The sequence below is a fragment of the Microbispora hainanensis genome (assembly GCF_006874475.1).
Lineage (GTDB): Bacteria > Actinomycetota > Actinomycetes > Streptosporangiales > Streptosporangiaceae > Microbispora > Microbispora hainanensis.
Window position 1 is genome coordinate 32,664 of the sequence record NZ_VIRM01000035.1, and the last position, 18,854, is coordinate 51,517.

Genomic DNA, 18,854 nt, shown 5'->3' on the forward strand with positions numbered 1-18,854 from the left:
TCGATCCCGCGGTGACGCGGATCGCGCGGCTAAATGTCGGTGGTGATCTCTAGCCTCCGGCACATGACAAACGCGACGCAGGCGTACAGCTACGCCGCGCCTTCGATGCTGGTGGACGGGCGTCTCGGGCTCTCGACGTCCGGGGGCAGGGCCCTGAGCGGCCCCGCCGTGGCGCCGAGGTTCTTCAGCGGGGTGGTGACCCAGGCGGCCCCCGCGGCGGCGGCCCTGCTGGGCGTGGCCGACGTGGCCCTCACCCGTTATCACCAGCCGCGTCCGGGGTGGACCCGCGATCCGGTCGTCACGTGCGGCGGCGACCGGCTGCGGCTCGAGTCGTTCTCCGCCTGCGGCGGCGTGTACGCCCGGCTCGACCTGCTCGGGGACGCCCTGGACGGCGAGGTGTTCGACCGGGGGACGACCAACGTCGACGTCAACGGCGCGCTGCGGGAGGCGCTGGCCCGCGTGGGCCCGCGCGACCCGCTGCACCTCGGGGTCGGCGCCGACGAGCTCACGGTGACCACGCTCGACGGCGCGGTGGTGGAGAAGAAGGTGCCGCTGCCCGAGCGGTGGCTGCGGGGGTTCGCCGAGGTTCAGGTGATCGCGGCGCGGATGGACCTGCGGGCCGAGCTGCAGGGGATGAGCGCGGTGCGGTTCCTGCGGTCCCTGCCCAAGCGGGCGACGGCCGACCTGTGGGTCGCCCCCGCGGACCGCGACCTGCGCGTCGCCGACCGGCCCGGCCCCGGATCGGTGTGCCTGTCCGGCGTGGGCCGCCTGGCGACGCTGCTGCCCCTGCTCCGCTTCGCCAGAAGCCTCAAGGTGTACGGCCCGGCCTCCCCCGGCGGCCCGGCGTCGAGCGCGTGGGAGCTGGAGCTGCCCGGCATGCGTTACACGCTGGTCCTGTCGCCCGAGCGCTGGCGCGGATTCTCCGGCGAGGGCGCGGTGCTGACCGACCTCGCCACCGACGAGGCCGAGGCCGACGCCGACGTGGTGGGGATGCTGCTCAACTTCGAGCCCGAGGTGGAGATCGGCCTGCTGGCCGACCGCGCCGGGCTGTCCTCCAGCCGGGTGCGGGCCGCCCTCACCCAGCTCGGCACGGCGGGGCGCGTCGGCTACGACCTGTCCGAGGCGGCGTACTTCCACCGTGAGCTGCCCTACGACCGGGAGCACGTGCAGCACCTCAACCCGCGGCTGACGGCCGCGCGGGCGCTGGTCGCGGCCGGCGCCGTGGAGGTCACGGGCGACACGGCACGCGTACGGACCGACGGTGGGCTGCGGGAGGTCGGTCTGACCGACGGATCGTGCACCTGCCCCTGGTGGTGGGATCATCGCGGCTCACGCGGGCCGTGCAAACACGTGCTCGCGGCCAGGATCGCCGCGCGGGCCGGCACGGACGCCGGCATGAGGGCGGTCGTGGAGACGAGCCCGGAGCTCGTCCGATGAGCGCCTGGCAGGAGGTGCGCGACCTCGTCACCGCGCGCGAGACGAAGGCGCTGGCCGACCGCGTGATCGCGCTCACCGAGGCCGAGCGCGCCGAGGTGGCGAAGCGGCTGCCGGGCTTCCTCACGGAGATGCGCGACAGCGCCACGCAGATGGCCCGCGAGAGCGAGCGGGCTCACGGCTTCGGCGACGAGGACCCATGGCTCGTCTGGGAGCGCCGCCGCACGGTGCGGGACGCCCTCGCCGAGTTCGGCACGGTCCTGCGGATCGCGGGCGCGGGGACCATCTCCGGGCCCGCCGCGGCGGCGGCGTGGCTGACCCGTCGTGAGCTCTACCCGGAGTGGGCGCCGGCCCCGGGCCCGGCCGAGGTGGTCCGGGTGATGGTCACCCGCCCGGCCGGGTGGCAGGCCGACGTGGCGGGCCGGCTCGCCGCAAAGATCCGCAGGGCCGGCGACGATCGGATCGCCCCGCTGGTGCTCGCACTGCTGCGGGCCTCCGGCATCACGCCGCCCGCGCACGACATGCTCGTCGTCGCGTGGCTGACCGGCGAGGCGGCGGACGACGATCCGCTGCTCGGCCCGCTGCTGCCGCGGATCTTCCACGCCGAGGGCGCGGGCCGCGCCCTGCGCGAGGAACGGCTCACGCCGACGCCCACCCGGTGGCTCTCCCTGATCCGGCGGCTCCTGGACGCCGGGCGGGTGTCCCGGACGGAGCTCCTGGACGGCTGCGTGAGCCGGTTCCTGCGCGGGGGCGACGCCGCGGACCTCCGCTTCTTCGTGCGCCTGCACGAACTGGTCGATCCCACGCCGCAGGAGGCGGCCGAGAGGGCCCGTGACTACCTGCGGCTGCTCCCCGCCGCCCCCGGCCCCGTCGCCGAGCTGGCCCTGACCCAGATCAACCGCTGCGGCCCCCACGACGACGCCGACGTCCAGGAGGCGATCGACGCGCTGACCTTCAGGCCCGAGGCCAAGCAGGCCCGGGCCGGCCTGACCCTGCTCGACCAGGAGGTGCGGCGAAGTCCCGCACGGGCCGGCGCACTCGCTCCCGCGCTCGTCACGGCGCTCGCCCACACGTCCGACGACGTGCGGCGGCGAGCCGTACGGATCGCGCTCAGGCACGCCGCGGCGTTCGGCGGGGACGCGAAACCGATCGCCGACGCGGTGCCACTGCTGCCCGCCGATCTCGGCCGGGAGCTCGCCGCGGTGTTCGGCGGCGAGGTCGCGGCCGAACAGACGCCGGAACCGTTCACCCCCGCGCCGCTGCCCGTCTTCCCCGAGCCCGGCCCGTTCCCCCCGCCGACGGTGGATCGGACCGCGAGCGCACTGTACGGCTGGGAGGCGTGCGAGCAGTGGCTCGCCGGCTTCGTCGAGCGGGCGGGCAGTGACCGGGCGGCCCTGCGGGAGGCGCTCGTCCCCGCCTTCGGGGACTCCTTCTCCCATCTGTACGACATGGAGCGCTGGCTCGATCCGGACGCCTGGATCGCCGCCATGGCGAAGGAAGTGATCACTCCCGGCGCCGATCCCGGCGTGCCCGATCCGGAGCCCGTCGATCCCTGGGCGGGATCGAGCTTCTCGGTGAGCGTGAGCGCCGTGCCGCCCGACGAGCCGGACGGCCACGCCGCACCGGACAACGCCGCACCGGAAAACGCCGCACCGGAAAACGAAGGCGGCGCGGAAGACGGAGACGACGCGGAAGACGGGGCCGCGCCCGAGCCGGCCTTCGGCCGCCTGCCGGAGTACGTCCGGGAGGAGATCTTCCGCCAGATCCGTGAGCTCGGGGTCTCCGCCGAGCGGGTGGCGGCGATGCGCGACGGCCTGCCCATGCCTCCCCGCGATCCCGGCGAGCCGAACTTCCGCGTGGGGATCATGTATTCGGGCTTCCGGCCGCTGTTCGCCGAGCCGGAGGAGCCGGACCCCGCGGTGGAGTTCCGCCGCCGCGCCCGGCTGCCGGAGCCCGCGCACGTCTCCCCGCCGCACATGTTCCTGCTGCACCGGCTCAGCGAGATCTATCGGGCGCTCCGGGAAGGGACGCTGCCTCCCGTCCTGCTGGCGACGCCGACGGTGACGACCGGGCACCTCGATCCCGGCGTGCTGGTGGACCGGCTGGAGCTGTGCGCCGCCGCGGGCACGGAACCGCTGCCCGCCGACCTGCAGCAGGCGTTGCTGCGGCTGCCGAGGGGGGCGCACCCTGTCGCCGCCGAGCGCGCCGCACGCGTGGGTTCGCGGGCGGCGTCGGCCGTCGCCGCCTGGCTCGCCCGGGGCGGCCTGCCCGATCCGGAAGCCGGGGTGAAGTGGGGCTACGTCGAGGGGGCCCATGAGCACCTGTTCGAGGAGCACGACCCGGTGCATGTCGAGCAGGTGCACGTCGGGCGGGTGCGGCTGGTGCCGGTGCTGCGAGCGGAGCCGACCGGGCATCCCCTCATCGACGAGCTGCTGCGCGAGCCGTCGAAGTGGCGGTGGGACGATCACGGCCACGCCATGGACTGGTGGCCGTCGATCCTCCCGTCGCACCGCGAGGCCGTCTCCGTCAACTACCTGCCCCACCTGCTCTATCAGTGGAACCAGCCGGGGGTCTATCCGCCCCATCTGCGGGGCGTGGCGGACGCCGACGGCCCGCTCGGGGACGCGACCGCGCTCATCCTGGCCTACTTCCTGGCCACGGGTCACCCCGGCTCGGTGCCCCTGCTGCTGCGGATGACGAGCCGGGGAGCGCTGGACGCCGAGGCGGCCGGCCGTCAGCTCGCGCTGCTGATCCGCCGCACCAGGTTCGAGCCCCGCCCGGTGATCGCGTCGCTGCGGGAGGCCGCGCATCAGGGGGCGCACGAGCAGGTGTGGGAGATCGTGCGGACCCTGTTGCCCGGCCTGCTGCCCTCCGCCGGGGAGCGACCCGCCGTCGCCCACACCGAGGCGGTGACGCTCGCCGCCGACGTGGCCGCCTGGGTGGGCGCCCGCGGCGAGATCCCGGCGGTGTCGGCGCACGCCGCCGCCGGCCGGGCGAGCCGGGGCAGCCGCTTCGCCCGGGAGTGCGCGCGCCTGCGCGACCTGCTCGCCGGATAACGGGGCGCTGCCGGAACGATCTGCCCTAAGATCGTCCGTCTTGTCAGAGAAGGAGCGCGGGATGTTCCGGCAGCGTGTGGGGCCGATCGTGGCCGGGGTCTACCTGACGGCCGCTGCCGTCGCGGGCATGCTCGCGGCCGTCACGGGAGACCTCGGTCCCCTGTGGACCGTCGTCGTGTGGAACGTCCCCGGCGAGCACGCCTTCACGGAACCGTCCACGGCCGCCGTGCTGGCGGCGGCAGGCCTGTTCGCGATCCTCGCGCTGAAGACCTGGATGCTCCGGCAGGTCCTGGCCTTTCCCCCGCGCGCGGCTCCGCCGGGCGGCACGCGGGTCGTCTGGGCGCGGCGCGGGCTCTACCTGGCCGTCGCCTTCCACGTGGCCGGCCGGCTGCCCGCCGCGCTGCTGCCCGGCGACCTCGCCGTCGTCCTCGCCCTGCTCCCCATGGGTGCGCAGACCGTGTCGTTCGCCCTGGTCCTGTCCGGGCGCCGGATGCGGATGTGCGTGCTCGCCGCCGCCCTGGCGGCGTCGGCGGCCACCGCGGCGATCGCGTTCTACGACGAGATCGAGCCGCTGCCGCCGCCCATGTTCTTCTACGTCCTCTGGGTGCCCGTGCTGAGCTGGCAGGTGGTCGTCCTCGCCGGTCAGCGCCGCGACGGCCGCTGGAGCCGCGCGACGCTCAGGGCCGGCCTGGTCGCCGCCTGTCTCACGCTGGTGAGCCCCTACCCGGGAGCGGGCCTGGAATGGGCGATCGGCGGGCCACCGGGGCTGCCGGACGAGGGGCTCGGCGTCTTCCTCGTGGTGTGGCTCGCCCGCTCGGCCCACGAGCTCGCCGGCCCGGGCGCCCTGCCGGAGGAGCTCGGGCCGCCCCGGCGCCTGCCCCGGCCGATCCTGCTGGCGGGGGTCCTGCTGCCGTTCCTCGTGCTGGTCGCGCCGGAGGCGGCGCCCCCGCCCGCCGGCTACGCCTGGCAGCTCGAGCCGCCGCGTACGGGGAACGGGCAGGCCGTGGACACGGAGGACTACGTGGCGGAGGCCAACGCCCGCTGCCGGGACCCCTGGCCGCGGGTGCGGGCCCGGCGTCAGGGCACGGCGGCGTACTTCCTGTTCGAGGGCGGCGGATACGTCGTCTACGACCCGGACGGCACCGGCGAGGGCGAGGACGTCGTCGGCGCGGCGATAGAGGACGGCTTCGTCGCCGCGGCGGGGAGTTCGGCGGCCGTGATGACGTACGGCGAGAACGAGCCGATGTGCCTGACGGTGAAGGCGTTCGGCTCCGCTCCCCCGCTGCGGCTGAAGGGCTGGGAGCAGGTGGCCGAGGTCGGCGTGGTCAGCCGCAGCGGCCGCCTGGAAGTGCCCGCCTACGCCGACGGCGGCGACGAGGGCGCCGGAAGGCCCCTGCCGAACCTGGCGGCCCGGGGCCCGGGACGCTACCGGCTGCGGGTCTACGCCCGGGTGCACGAGGAGATCGGCGAGCAGCACCTGGTCGTCGTGTTCCCGGGCCGGTCGGCCGGGAAGGTCGTCTACCGGTGAGCGGATCGGCTCACTTGCACTGCTCCAGCATGGCCGCCTTGTCGGCGGAGGTCACCGGCAGGTCGTACTTGAGAGCGACCTGGGCGAACCGCACGACGTAGGAGCAGCGGATGTCACGGCTGGGCGGCAGCCAGGTGGCCGGCCCCGAGTCGCCCTTGGAGCCGTTGGTGGAGCCGTCGACGGGGATCAGGTTGAGCGGGTCGTTGGCGATCTGCTTGCGCTTGCTCTCGCTCCAGCGCGACGCGCCCATCTGCCAGTCGTACGACAGGGGCATGACGTGGTCGATCTGAACCGCCGCCGCCTTCGACTTGGTCCAGTCGATCGTCTTGCCGGTGTAGGGGTCGTACAGGGTCATGGAGACGATGACGCAGTTGGACCCGTCGCGATATTCGACGTCCCGGCCGTCCCGCTTGAGCAGGTCGTTGCGGGTGTCGCAGCCGTTGCGCCCCCAGGGGACGTCGTCCACGCTGTCGGCCCAGGCGTAGCCGAACTTGTCGCGGTCATAGCCGGTCTTCGCCCCCCGGCCCTTCGTCGCCACCTTGTCGATCAGCTCGCGGGCCTTCGCCCGGTCCTTGTCCGACGTGATCGGCTTGAGGCCGGGGCCGGTGCCGTCGGGGTTGTCGAGCGGGTTGACGCCCCGCTCCGTCCCCGAGTCGCCCTGCGCGCCGCTGCTCGTGCCGCCGCCCTTGCCCGCGAGGTCGCCGTCGAGTTCCGGCATCGGCCCGCAGCCCGCGAGTACGGCCACCGCCATCGAGAGTCCGGTGATCGACACAGCGATCGACCGGGTTCCACGCCCGCCCACAGCCACCCCTAGGTAATGAAATGTCCCCCTCAGATATAGCAAAGTGCAAAAAGGTGGCAAAGGAGGCGCGCACAAGATCTCGGCGCACGACAAGGGGCGTGGCACGCCGTGCGTGCCACGCCCCTCGGTCGGACCCGTGGAAGGCCCCGTTGATCAGATGCCGTTGATCAGATGCCGGGGATCGGACGCCCGGGATCGGACGCCCGGGATCGGACGCGGTGGATCAGGCGGGGATCCAGTCCTGCCAGACGATCTTGTTGGCCTCGACCCATTTGCGGGCGGCGTTCTCCGCGCTCATCTTGTTCACCGCCATGTCGTAGGCCACGGCGTTCTGGTCGTCGTTGGTCCAGACGAAGTTCTTGATCAGTTCGTACGCCGTGCCGCCGGTCTTGGCGAACTTCACGCTGACGACCTTGTCGAGCAGGTACGGCGGATAGTCGCACTTGATCGTCTTGACGTTGGCGTCGCACCCGATGGCGTACGGCGGCAGGTTGATCTTGACGAGCTTGAGCTGGTTGAACAGCCACTGGGGCTCGTAGAAGTACATCAGCAGCGGAGTCTCGTTCTCGGTGGCCTTGCGGGCCGCCGCGATCAGCGCGTCCTCACTGCCGGAGTAGACCACCTTGTAGGGCAGGTTCAGGTTCCTGATGAGCGCCTCGTCGTTGGTGACGAAGGACTTGTCGCCGGCGAGGAACTGGCCGAGGCCGTCGCTCTTGTCGGTCTTGAACAGGTCCTTGTACTTGGGCAGGTTGTGCCAGTCCGTGATGTCCGGATATTTCTGGACCATCCACTCCGGGACGTACCACCCGATGACGCCCTTGTTGCCGTTCTCACCCGCGGTGATCGCGACCTTCTTGTCGTCGATGTACTCCTTCTTCAGCTCCGGGTGGCTCCAGTTCTCCAGCACGGCGTCGACCGTGCCCTTCTCGAAGCCCTTCCAGGAGTCCGCCTCGCCGCTCTCGACCTTCTCGACCTTGTAGCCGAGCTCGTGCTCGAGGAGATAGGCGACGACCGCGGCGCTGGCCTCGTAGCCGATCCAGGGGTTGATCGCGAGTCGAACGGTCTTCGTGCCGCCCCCGGCGCCTGCCCCGGCGGCGTCATCCGAACTCCCGCCACTGCAGGCGGTCATGGCCAGCGCGAGCGTCAGCACGCCGGCAAGGAGACGGATCCTCATATCTAGCCTCATTTGATTTCGTACGGGCGGGTCGTGCGGGCGCGGAACGCGAACGGCGGGGCCGCGGCGACACCGGCAGAGTATTCCACAACACGCGGGATCGGCCGCGATCGCGGGGATCGCGGCCGACGCGTGCGTCAGCGCCCGGACGGGCGGACCACAGACACGACCTGGATCACTTCGGCATCCAGGCCTGCCACTTGGTGGGGTTGGCCTCCACCCACTTCTTGGCCGCGTCCTCGGGCGTCATCCCGTTGTTGGTGATGTCGTCCGCGACCGCGTTCTGGTCGTCGTTCGTCCACTGGAAGGCCTTGACCAGCTCGAACGCCTTGCCGCCGGTGTCGGCGAACTTCTTGCTCACGATCTTGTCGAGGTCGTACGGCGGGTAGTCACAGGCGACCTTCTTGGGGTCGCTGTCACAGCCCTCCGTGTAGGCGGGGAGGTTGACCTTGACCAGCTTGACCTGGTTGAACAGCCACTGCGGCTCGTAGAAGTACATGAGCAGCGGCTTCTTCTGGTCCGTCGCCTGCTTGGCGGCCTTGATCAGCGCGGCCTCGCTGCCCGCGTAGACCACCTTGTAGTCGAGCTTGAGGTTCTTGACCAGCGCCTCGTCGTTGGTGACGAAGGACGGGTCGCCGTCCAGCATCTGGCCCTTGCCGTCCGACTCCGAGGTCTTGAACAGGTCGGCGTACTTGTTCAGGTTCTTGTAGTCGGTGATGTCGGGGTACTTCTGCACCATCCACTCGGGCACGTACCAGCCGATGACGCCCTTGTTGCCGGTGCTGCCCGCCTCGACGGCGACCTGCTTCTCCTCGATGTACTTCTTCTTGAGGTCCGGGTGGCGCCAGTTCTCGATGATGACGTCGACGTCGCCCGACTCCATGCCCTGCCAGGACGGCTCCTCGGCGAGCGTCACCTTCTCGACCTTGTAGCCGAGCTCGTGCTCCAGCAGGTACGACACCACGGCGGCGCTGGCCTCGTAGCCGACCCAGCCGTTGATGGCCATCTTGACCGTGCCCCCCGCGGACGCGGGCGCGGAGCCCGCGGCGCTCGCGCTCGGCGCCGCCGCGGAGTCGTCCTCTACCTTGGCGCCTCCGCAGGCGGCCACGGCGAGGCCGAGAGCGAGAACCCCTGCGATTAGGCGTAACTTCTTCATGCGTTCCTCTTCTTGTGGGGAGAGCGGCGCCCGTTGGCGCCTTGCGTGATCCGGTCGAGCATGACTCCGAGGAGGACCAGGGCGACGCCTGCGGCGAGACCCTTTCCGTAGTCCTCCTGCTGCGCGAACCCGGCCACGACGTCGTATCCAAGAGCCCCGGCGCCGACCAGCGCGCCGATCACCACCATCGCCAGCGTCATGACGATGCCCTGGTTCGCCGCGAGCAGCAGCGAACCGCGCGCCATCGGCAACTGGACCTTCCACAGCAGCTGCCGGTCCGTGGAGCCCGCGGACCGCGCCGCCTCCATGACGGTCCCGGGGACCGCGCGCAGGCCGTCCTCGACGAGGCGGGCCACCACCGGCACCGCGTAGATGAAGGAGGCGGTGATCGCGGTGAAGCGGCCGTTGCCGAACAGCGCCACGGCGGGCAGCAGGTAGGAGAACGAGGGCATCGTCTGCGCGGCGTCCAGCAGCGGGCGCAGCCCGGCGGCGAACCACCGCGACCGCGCCGCCGCCACGCCGAGCGCGAGCCCCGCGGCGATGGTGATCACCGAGGCGACCAGCACCATCGTCAGCGTCTCCATGGCGTGCTCCCACAGCTGCAGCCCGGCGACGCACAGGAGGCAGGCGGTGGCGACCAGACCGGCCGCCGCCCCGCTCACCCGCCAGGCGAACACCAGCACCGCCGCGGTGACCAGCCACCACGGCGCGTTGGTCAGCACGTCCTGCAGCGGGTTGAGCAGGCCGTACGCCACCACGTCGTTGAGGAAGCCGGTGAAGGTGTACCAGTGGGCCTCGATCCAGTCGACCACGTCGTTGATCGGCCGGACGATCTGCACCTCCCACTGCTCGGGGAAGTCCTGCGCCAGCACGGGGAGCAGGGCGAGCCCGGCCGCCGTCAGGACCGCGAACCCGCCCCAGCGGACGGCCCGCGCCCGGGTGCCGCCCTCGCGCCGCTGCGCCGCCGCCCGCGTCATGCGGTCGAGCACGATGGCGATCAGCACGATCGCGACGCCGGGCACCAGCGCGGCGCCCACGTTGACCCGGGCGAGCGCGCGGAGCAGGTCCTCGCCCAGCCCGGGCGCCGCGATCAGCGCCGTCAGCGGCACCATCGACAGCGCCGCGGCGATGGTCTGGTTGACGCCCAGCATGATCGTGTTGAGCGCCAGCGGCAGGCGGACCTTGCCCAGCGTCTGCCACCCGGTGGCGCCCAGCGACTCCGACGCCTCCACCGCCACACCGGAGACCCGCTGGATGGCCATCGCGGTGATCCTGATCGCGGGCGGCATCGCGTAGATCATCGTGGCGATCGTCGCCGACGCCGGGCCGATCAGGAACAGCAGCACCATCGGCGACAGGTACGAGAACGTCGGCATGATCTGCATGACGTCGAGCACCGGCGTCACGATCCGCCGTACGCGGGGCGAGCGGCCCGCCCAGATCCCCAGCGGGATGCCGAACAGCAGCGACAGCACCACCGAGGACAGGGTCAGCGCGAGCGTCTCGACGCTCGCCTCCCAGAAACCGAGCACGCCGACACCGGCGAAGCCGGCGAACGAGACGAGCGCGATCCGCCATCCGCCGGCCAGCCAGCCGAGCCCGGCGGCCAGCCCGAGGAGCCCGGGCCAGCCGAGCGCGACCAGGCCCGCCTGGATCGCTTCGTAGACTCCGGCCGCCCCCAGGCGGATGTAGTTGACGACGTACAGGAAGATCGGGCTGCTGTTGCGGTTGGCGTCGACCCAGTCGCGGGCGTCGTTGAGCCAGTGGAACAGGGTGGCGTCGTCGTCGTGCGGCAGCACCGCCTTGCCGCGGAAGGCCACGTAGAGGACCACCACCGCGACCACGCCGGCGACCGGCGCGACCCACCGCGGCAGGCGCCGGGCCCGCGCCGGGGCCTCCACGGGCGGCGCGACCTGCACAGGCGCGCTCACCATCTACGCCTCCTCACCCGTGGCGCCGGCGGAGGCCGCGGCCGCCACGGGCTGGGGTTCCGGCCGCACCGCGCCGAGGAGGTCGACGCGGCTCACCACGCCGACCAGCTCGCCGCCGGCGACGACGCGGATGGGCCGGTCGGACGCCATCGCGGCCGGGACCGCGTCGTGGATCACGGTGTCGGCGGGGAGCTCGGGACCGTCGAGCGGTTCACCGGGCTCGGGGGCACGGCAGATCCAGCGCAGCGACAGCACCTGCGCCCGGGGCACGTCCCGCACGAAGTCGGCCACGTACTCGTCGGCGGGCGCGCCCACCAGCTCCTCGGGGGTGCCCACCTGCACGATCGCGCCCGCCCGCATGATCGCGATGCGCTCGCCGAGCTTGAGCGCCTCGGACAGGTCGTGGGTGATGAAGACCATGGTCTTGCCGACCTCGCGGTGCAGCCGGATGACCTCGGCCTGCATGTCGCGGCGGATCAGCGGGTCGAGCGCGCTGAACGGCTCGTCGAACAGCAGCACCTCGGGGTCGACGGCGAGCGCCCGGGCGAGGCCCACCCGCTGCTGCATGCCGCCGGAAAGCTGCTCGGGATAGGAGTCCTCGTGTCCCCCCAGCCCGACCAGCGACAGGATGCGCCGGGCCTTCTCGTGCCGCTCGGCCTTCCCGACGCCCTGGATCTCCAGGCCGTAGCCGACGTTGTCCACGACCTTGCGGTGCGGCAGCAGCCCGAAGTGCTGGAAGACCATGCTCACCCGGTGGCGGCGGAGCTCCCGCAACTGCTTGGCCGACATGGCGCGCACGTCCTGTCCGTCGATCCGCAGCTCGCCCGCCGTCGGCTCGATCAGCCGGGTGAGACAGCGCACCAGCGTCGACTTGCCGCTGCCGGAAAGGCCCATGACGACGAAGACCTCGCCCGGGCGTACTTCGAAGCTGACGTCCCTGACGGCGGCGGTGCACCCCGTCTTCGCCCGCAGTTGCGCGGGCTCAAGGTCTGCGTCGGGGCTGCCGATGATCCGGTCGGCCTTGGGACCGAAGATCTTCCAGAGCCCGCGAACCTCGATCGCGGCTGTGCCCACTCTGATTCCCCTCACTTGGCGCTCGCCCGCGAGGCGGCGTGGACGCCCGGAAACGCCAAAGCACGGCGCGAGGGCTGCCGCTCGCACGCCGTGAATGAAGAGCGGGGGGCCAACGACTCCTCAGGGCACACGCACAGGCGTTGCGCTTGGCGCAACACGGATCCTGTTTTGACAACAGGTCTGAGGCTAGGGCCCTGCTGCCCCTCTTATGGTGAAAAATGCCACCTAATCTCCATATCGTGATCGTCCGGTGATCTTCTGCTCCGCGGGCCGTACCGGGTTGTGAAGACGCGGCGGCGCGGCGTGAGGACCCGCCTTCGGCGAGGCGGCGGCCGGTGTCACGACGGGCTCAGGTGGCGAGGATGCCTCCGTCGACCGGGAGCACGGCCCCGGTGACGTACGAGCCGGCGTCGGAGGCGAGGAAGACGGCGGCGGCGACGAGCTCCTCCGGCTCGCCGGAACGCTTCATCAGCACCCGCTGCTCCCGCATGCGGTCGAGGTAGCCGCCGGGATACTGCGCGGTCATCTCGGAGTCGAAGAAGCCCGGCTCCAGGCAGTTGACCCGGATGCCCCGGCGCGAGGTCCACTGCTGGGCGAGGTCGCGGGTGAGCCCGACGACGGCGGCCTTCGACGCGCTGTAGGCCGCCTGCGGCAGCCCGGCCGTGGTCTCGCCGAGCACGCTGCCGATGTTGACGATCGACGAGCCCGGGCGCATGACCCGGGCGCAGGCCTGGGCCATCCAGTAGGTGCCGTTCAGGTTGACGTCGAGCACCCGGCGGAACTCTCCGGGCGTCTCCCGCAGGGCGGGCACGGCCGTGCCGACGCCCGCGTTGTTGATCAGCACGTCGACGCGGCCGAACTCGCCCATGGCCGCGTCGACGAGGGCCTGGCACTCCGCGGGGACCGACACGTCGGTCGGGACCGCGAGGCAGCGGCGGCCGGTCTCCTCGACCAGCCGCCGGGTGCGCTCCAGTCCTTCGGGACGGCGGGCCCCGATCACCACGTCGGCGCCCGCCTCCGCCAGACCCCTGGCGAAGGCGACGCCGAGCCCCGACGAGGCCCCCGTCACGATGGCCACCCTGCCGTCAAGACGGAACCGGTCCAGGATCACGCCGCCTCCTCGCTCATGAATCGAACCCGACTCTAGAGCAAGGTTCCGCCAGGGGTGGCCGGCGGGTGGATCAGAGGCGTGGCGGGCGGGTGGATCAGAGGCCGTACTCCTTGGAGATCCGCTCGTGCCGCTCGGCCTCGATGCCCACCTCGCGGGCGAGGTCGAGCCACGCGAGCGGGTGGGACCACTGCTCGGTGACGTCGTCGAGAACGGCGTCCAGCTCCGCCGGCCGCACGGCGGGCGGGATCGCGATCCAGCCGAACACGCCGGGAAGCTGCTCGCCGGTGGCCGGGTGGGTGACGCGATAGTTCTCGTCGCTGTAGACCCACATGGGCCAGCCGCGCTCGGCCAGGACCTCGTTGAACTCGGCCCACTCGTCCTCCGACGGCGCCGCGCCGTCGAAGAACCAGCTCGTGTAGCCGCCCGGGCGCAGCATCGTCACCCCGGCGAACGGGATGACGAAGCTCTCGCGCTCCTGCTCGTTCTCCGGGATCGGCTCCAGCGGCCGGGGGTCGATCACGACGACGTCGCCCGCGTTGTACTCCATGCCGCGCGGCTGCGGGATCGCGAGGCGCGCGGTGGCCGGGCCCGTCCGTACGGCGAGCACCTCCCGCTGGCTGCCGTCGGGGGCGGGGAGGATCACCCGGACCAGGTGCCACTCCTCCTCGATCGGGCCCTCTCCCGGCTCGATCGGCATGCCGAGCTTGGCGCCCGCGGCGCGGACGGCCGCCCAGTCCTCCACGGCGGTGGACAGGACGATGAGCCGCCAGACGTCCTCCTCCTCGCCCTCGCCGGAGTCGAGGAGCGGCTTGAGGATCTCGGCCGCCTTGGTGTTGTCGCCGAGCTGCTGCACGGCGCCCGACCACAGGCGGCGGGCCTCCAGCCCGCTCCCCTGGGCGACCGCCTGCTCGGCCTCGGCCGCCGTCTGCTCCCAGCGCTCGCGCGCGCGGTGCAGCCGGGCGAGGGCGAGGTGCGAACGGCTCTCCGGCAGCCGGGCCGCCAGGGTCTCCACGCGCTCGTCCTGCCCGGCCTCGATGAGCAGGCCGGTGAGGTAGGAGATGTCGTCGTCGCCGGCGGCGGCCGGGTCGCCGTCCTCGACGATCGTCTTCCAGTAGAGGTCGGCGCCCACCGGGGCGTAGCCGAGGAACCCGAGCGTCGTGGTGTGGCGCCGGGTGGCCTCCAGGTCGGTGCCGGACAGCGGCCACAGCCAGCCCACCCACCGCTCGGGGTCGGCGGTGCTGCCGTCGGCGGCGTCGAAGTAGGCGACGAGCTCGTCACGCGGGCCGGGCGGCGCCGGCTCCTTGGCGGCGTCGGCGGCGGCGCGCAGCTCGGCCACCCGCTCGGCCAGTCCCTCCGTGGCGCGGAGATCGGCGATCGCGGCCTCGGCGTAGTCGGCCAGCAGGCGGGCCTGCCACAGGCCCTGCCGGGCGATCGCCAGGTGCCCGGCGGTCAGCGCCAGCTCGAACCTGGCGCGGTGGCCGCCCACGCTCTCGAAGTAGGAGATCCACTGACGCAGGATGCGGCCGAGCTGCCAGGTGTTGGCGATGCCCTCGGTGAGCATGCCGACGGTGCGCGCCCACTCCACCCACTCGCGCGCGTGGTCGCCCACCACGTCGAGGTCGGGCAGCGCGTCGACGGCCTCCTGGATGCGGCCGAGCGTGGCCAGCACCTGCGACTTGAGCAGGGTCTCGCGGCGGCCCCTCGCGACCGGGTCGTCCGGCTTGAAGCCGGTCGAGGCGTCGAGGGCGGCCAGGGCGTCGTCCGGGCGTCCGGCGGCCAGCAGGGCACGCGCGGAGGCGGCGCCCAGCTCCCAGCTCGCCTCGCGGCCCGCGCCGCGCAGGCGCTCGACCGCCGCCTCGGCGTACGCGACGGCCTCGGCCGCCTGGCCGGCGTCGATCAGCGCCGCGACGTACTGCGTGGCCAGGCCGGAGAAGGCGAGGGAGTCCGGGCCGACGCCGTCGAGGACGGCGCCCAGGGCGGCGAGCCGGGTCGCGGCATAACCGGGGCCGTCGGTGTTGGCCTGGGTCATCGCCAGGACCTCCACCGCGCCGGGGGCGGCGGGACAGTCGCTGACGTCGTCACGCTGGGCGAAGTCCGCCAGCGCGACGGCGTCGTCGAGCGCGGCCGCGCCGATCGCCCGGTCGCCCACCCGGCCGAGCAGGTGCCAGTAGCGCGCGAAGAACTCCAGCCACGGCTTCTCCAGCGTCTCCGCGTGCTGCGCGATCGCCGGCGCCACGACGTCGAGCTGGGTGAAACGGCCCTCCAGCGCCTGCGCGGGCACGTCACCCAGCGCCATGGCCAGCCCCGTGTTGCCCGCCTCGTGCAGTTCGCGCTGGGTGCCGCCGACCCAGGCCCAGATGTCCACGTCCATGAGCAGTCAGTCTGCCAGGTCGCCGACCATGACCCAAACGAACGCGGCCTTCGGCTCTCCGGCGCGTCAGCGCGCCCGGCCCGCCAGGGACGCCTCCCGGAGCAGGCCGCACAGCTCGGTGAGCTCCGCCGGGCCGAGCGCCGCGTACGCGCGGGCGACGAGGTCGTCGGTCAGCTCCTCCGCCCTGGCCCTGCGTTCCACCGCCTCCTCCGACGGCACGGGGTAGGGCTCGGGCCAGGCGAGGAACCGGGCGACGTCGGTGGTGCGGCCGTAAGGAACGGGGGTCCCGGCGTCGGCGGCGCCCACGAGGGTGGCCTCCAGCGGGCCCAGTCCCTGCGCCACCACGGCCGTCGCGTGCCAGGCGCCGCGCAGCTCCCGCACGACGTGCAGCAGGTGGGCCGCAAGGGCGGGCCCGCCGTCGGGCCGCGGCATCGCCCGCCATCCGGCGAACAGCGGCGCGCAGTAGGCGTCCGCGCCGTCGGCGACGGCGGCGAGCAGCTCGGCCAGCCGGTCGGCGTTCCCGAAACCGGCGAGCCTGCGCCGTCCCCAGTCGTGGCAGGCCCCGGCGTAGAGCGCGGCGGCCTCCTCGACGGGGAGCTTGCGCCCGCCCTCCCACGACTCACGGACATGCCCGGCCGGGAAGAAGACGACCGCCGCGAGCACGACGTCGGCGTCCACCTCGCCGAGGACGCCGCACCTGCCCCGGAAGTACATCTCCCGGGGGCCGAGGCCGTGACGCTCGCACAGCGCCTTGACCTCCCGCGAGAGCATGAAGCCCCCGCCGAGGGCCCCGATCGCCGCCTTCGTCTCCACCACCGCGTCACGCGGGTCCATGCGCCCTCCTCGGTCCGGTCTCCCAGACTCACGGTGGCGGATCAGAACAAGATTCTGCAAGTCTCTGAAACGATCAGAGGACGGCGGGCCACTCCCCCGAGGCGACGAGGACGGCCGGCCCGGACAGATAGCTCGTGTCCTCCTCCAGCCTGACGGTGACCGTGCCGCCGAGGATCCGGACCTCCCAGGTGCCGGTGGTCTCCCCGGCGGCGTGGGCGGCGGCGACGGCCGTCGCGATCGCCCCGGTGCCGCACGACCGCGTCTCACCCGAGCCCCGCTCGTGCACCCGCATCGACACCTTGTGGTCGCCCAGCATGTTGAAGATCTCGACGTTGACGCCCTCGGGGTAGACCCCGCGGTCGAAGGCGGGCTCGCGGCCGAGGTCGAACCCGGCCACCGGCTCCTCCACGGCGCACGCCAGGTGAGGGTTGCCCACGTTCACGTTCACGCCGTGGCACTCGCGCCCGTCGACGACCGCGCTGCTGTCCCCCAGCACGTGGGGCATGCCCATGTCCACGGTCACGTCGCCCGTCGCCCCGAGCCGTACGCGCTTGAGGCCCCCGCGGGTGGCGACGGCGAACTCGCCGGGCGCCGCGAGGCCCGCGTCCACGAGGTAGCGGGCGAAGACGCGGACGCCGTTGCCGCACATCTCGGGGATGCCGCCGTCGGCGTTGCGGTAGTCCATGAACCACTCGGCCTCGCCGGCCAGCCCGGCCGCCTCGGGGCAGAGCTTGGTGCGCACCACGCGCAGCACCCCGTCGGCGCCGATGCCCGCGCGCCGGTCGCACAGCGCCGCGACGTCCACCGGGGACAGGTCCAGCGTGGCGTCGGCGTCCGGCAGGATGACGAAGTCGTTCTCGGTGCCGTGGCCCTTCAGAAACCGCATGGCAGCAGTCTAGGAGGCACCGGTGATCACGGCGATCGCGCGGTCGGCCAGATCGGGCGCGTCGAACGGCAGCCACACCACCCGGGGGTCGCGGCGGAACCACGACTCCTGCCGCCGGGCGAACCTGCGCGTGGCGCGCACCGTCTCCTCCCGCGCCTGCTCCTCGGTCCACTCCCCCGAGAGGAAGCGCAGCACCTGCGCGTACCCGAGCGCCCTGCTGGCGGTCCTGCCCTCCGCCAGGCCGCGCGCCGCCGCGAGCGCGCGCACCTCGTCGACCAGCCCGGCCGCCCACATGAGGGCGACCCTGCGCTCGATCCGCTCGTCGAGGACCGGCCGGGGCACCTCGACGCCGATCTGCACGCTGTCGTAGACCGCGTCGTACGACGGCATCGTGGCGGAGAACGGCCGTCCGGACAGCTCGATGACCTCCAGCGCGCGGACGATCCTGCGGCCGTTGCCCGGCAGGATGTTGTCCGCGGCCACCGGGTCGAGGCCCTTGAGCCGCTCGTACAGGGGGGCCGGGCCGGTGGCGGCGAGCTCCTTCTCCAGCCGGGCCCGCACGTCCGGGTCGGTCCCCGGGAACTCCAGGTCGTCGATCGCGGCGCGCACGTAGAGCCCGGATCCGCCCGCAAGCACGGGCGCCCTGCCGCGGGAGCGCAGGTCCTCGATCAGCGGGCGGGCGAGCCGCTGATACTCCGCCACGCTGGCGGTCCGCGTCACCGGCCAGATGTCCAGCAGGTGGTGGGGGACGCCGCGCCGCTCCTCCATGGTCAGCTTGGCCGTGCCGACGTCCATGCCCTCGTAGAGCTGCATGGAGTCGGTGTTGATCACCTCGCCGTCCAGCCGGAGCGCCAGCTCGACGGCAAGATCTGACTTTCCCGCCGCGGTCGCGCCCACGACGGCGATCACTGGTAGCTGCCCCACACCCTCCAGTGTCCCAGCGGCGGGGAGGTCAGATGTCCCAGTCGAGGGTGGGAGGCAGGTGGCCTTCGAGGGTGAGCAGCCACCGCTTGGACTCCACGCCCTCGCCGCCGCTGAAGCCGCCGAGCCCGTTGCTCGCGACGACCCGGTGGCACGGCACGATGATCGGGATCGGGTTGGCGCCCATGATCGAGCCGATGGCCCGCGCCGGGACCCCCGTGCCGCTGCGCGCCGCCAGCTCCCCGTACGTCACCACCTCGCCGTACGGGACGGTCGCGAACAGCGTGCCGAGGACCTGCCGCTGCAGCGGCGACATGAGCCGCCAGTCCACCGGCACGCGAAACTCCTTCAGCTCGCCCCGGAAGTAGGCCGTCAGCTCCTCCCGCGCGGCGGCCGTACGGGCCGGGTCGTCGGCGACGGCCATCCCGAGACGATCGGCGACGTGCTCCCTGAACCGGGGGCCGTCCTGGAAGTGCGTCGCGACGACCCCGTCTTCGGTGACGGCGGCGACCACGTCGCCCACCTTGGTCGGTACGGCCGCGAACGCCACCGTGCTGCTGTCCATGCGTCCCATTC

14 protein-coding genes are annotated in these 18,854 nt (G+C 72.8%); 3 read left to right on the top strand and 11 right to left on the bottom strand.

Annotated features, from left to right (window positions below):
- The first annotated feature begins 63 nt into the window (after positions 1-63).
- The 3 genes from FLX08_RS25605 (at position 64) to FLX08_RS25615 (ending at position 6,018) form a co-directional block, all read left to right on the top strand.
- A complete protein-coding gene (locus tag FLX08_RS25605; protein ID WP_142622156.1) occupies positions 64-1,437 on the top strand; it encodes an SWIM zinc finger family protein in 1,374 nt (457 codons plus the stop codon).
- Positions 1,434-4,490: a DUF6493 family protein gene (locus FLX08_RS25610; RefSeq protein ID WP_142622158.1), complete on the top strand. Its 3,057-nt coding sequence runs from the start codon at positions 1,434-1,436 to the stop codon at positions 4,488-4,490. Before FLX08_RS25605 ends, FLX08_RS25610 begins: the two co-directional genes overlap by 4 nt.
- A 61-nt stretch (positions 4,491-4,551) precedes the next feature.
- Positions 4,552-6,018, top strand: coding sequence for a hypothetical protein (locus tag FLX08_RS25615; RefSeq protein ID WP_142622160.1), 1,467 nt, complete (start codon positions 4,552-4,554; stop codon positions 6,016-6,018).
- 10 nt (positions 6,019-6,028) lie between these two features.
- On the opposite strand, the gene FLX08_RS25620 is transcribed toward FLX08_RS25615, so the two are convergent.
- The 11 genes from FLX08_RS25620 to FLX08_RS25670 all read right to left on the bottom strand — a co-directional run bounded on the left by FLX08_RS25620 (position 6,029) and on the right by FLX08_RS25670 (position 18,843).
- Positions 6,029-6,790 (bottom strand): HNH endonuclease family protein, encoded by a 762-nt coding sequence (locus FLX08_RS25620; protein WP_244312885.1) that lies wholly within the window; start codon positions 6,788-6,790, stop codon positions 6,029-6,031.
- 253 nt (positions 6,791-7,043) lie between these two features.
- Positions 7,044-7,994 (bottom strand): ABC transporter substrate-binding protein, encoded by a 951-nt coding sequence (locus tag FLX08_RS25625; protein WP_142622162.1) that lies wholly within the window; start codon positions 7,992-7,994, stop codon positions 7,044-7,046.
- Between the two features lie 175 nt (positions 7,995-8,169).
- Positions 8,170-9,150: an ABC transporter substrate-binding protein gene (locus FLX08_RS25630; protein WP_142622164.1), complete on the bottom strand. Its 981-nt coding sequence runs from the start codon at positions 9,148-9,150 to the stop codon at positions 8,170-8,172.
- Complete coding sequence (locus tag FLX08_RS25635) at positions 9,147-11,084, bottom strand: ABC transporter permease (RefSeq protein WP_142622166.1); 1,938 nt, start codon at positions 11,082-11,084, stop codon at positions 9,147-9,149. The genes FLX08_RS25630 and FLX08_RS25635 overlap by 4 nt, the downstream gene beginning before the upstream one ends.
- The gene (locus tag FLX08_RS25640; RefSeq protein ID WP_244312886.1) at positions 11,085-12,155 is read right to left on the bottom strand and encodes a quaternary amine ABC transporter ATP-binding protein; all 1,071 of its coding nucleotides are present in this window, start codon (positions 12,153-12,155) and stop codon (positions 11,085-11,087) included.
- Positions 12,156-12,504: 349 nt separating this feature from the next.
- The gene (locus FLX08_RS25645; RefSeq protein ID WP_244312887.1) at positions 12,505-13,266 is read right to left on the bottom strand and encodes an SDR family NAD(P)-dependent oxidoreductase; all 762 of its coding nucleotides are present in this window, start codon (positions 13,264-13,266) and stop codon (positions 12,505-12,507) included.
- A gap of 94 nt (positions 13,267-13,360) precedes the next feature.
- On the bottom strand, positions 13,361-15,637 hold the full coding sequence (locus tag FLX08_RS25650; protein WP_142622170.1) for a tetratricopeptide repeat protein: 2,277 nt from the start codon (positions 15,635-15,637) through the stop codon (positions 13,361-13,363).
- Between the two features lie 66 nt (positions 15,638-15,703).
- Positions 15,704-16,471 (bottom strand): SCO6745 family protein, encoded by a 768-nt coding sequence (locus tag FLX08_RS25655; RefSeq protein WP_142622172.1) that lies wholly within the window; start codon positions 16,469-16,471, stop codon positions 15,704-15,706.
- 73 nt (positions 16,472-16,544) lie between these two features.
- Positions 16,545-17,357: a diaminopimelate epimerase gene (gene dapF, locus FLX08_RS25660; protein ID WP_142622174.1), complete on the bottom strand. Its 813-nt coding sequence runs from the start codon at positions 17,355-17,357 to the stop codon at positions 16,545-16,547.
- Between the two features lie 9 nt (positions 17,358-17,366).
- The gene (miaA, locus tag FLX08_RS25665) at positions 17,367-18,281 is read right to left on the bottom strand and encodes a tRNA (adenosine(37)-N6)-dimethylallyltransferase MiaA (RefSeq protein WP_142622175.1); all 915 of its coding nucleotides are present in this window, start codon (positions 18,279-18,281) and stop codon (positions 17,367-17,369) included.
- 28 nt (positions 18,282-18,309) lie between these two features.
- Positions 18,310-18,843, bottom strand: coding sequence for a methylated-DNA--[protein]-cysteine S-methyltransferase (locus FLX08_RS25670; RefSeq protein ID WP_142622177.1), 534 nt, complete (start codon positions 18,841-18,843; stop codon positions 18,310-18,312).
- Between the last annotated feature and the right edge of the window lie 11 nt (positions 18,844-18,854).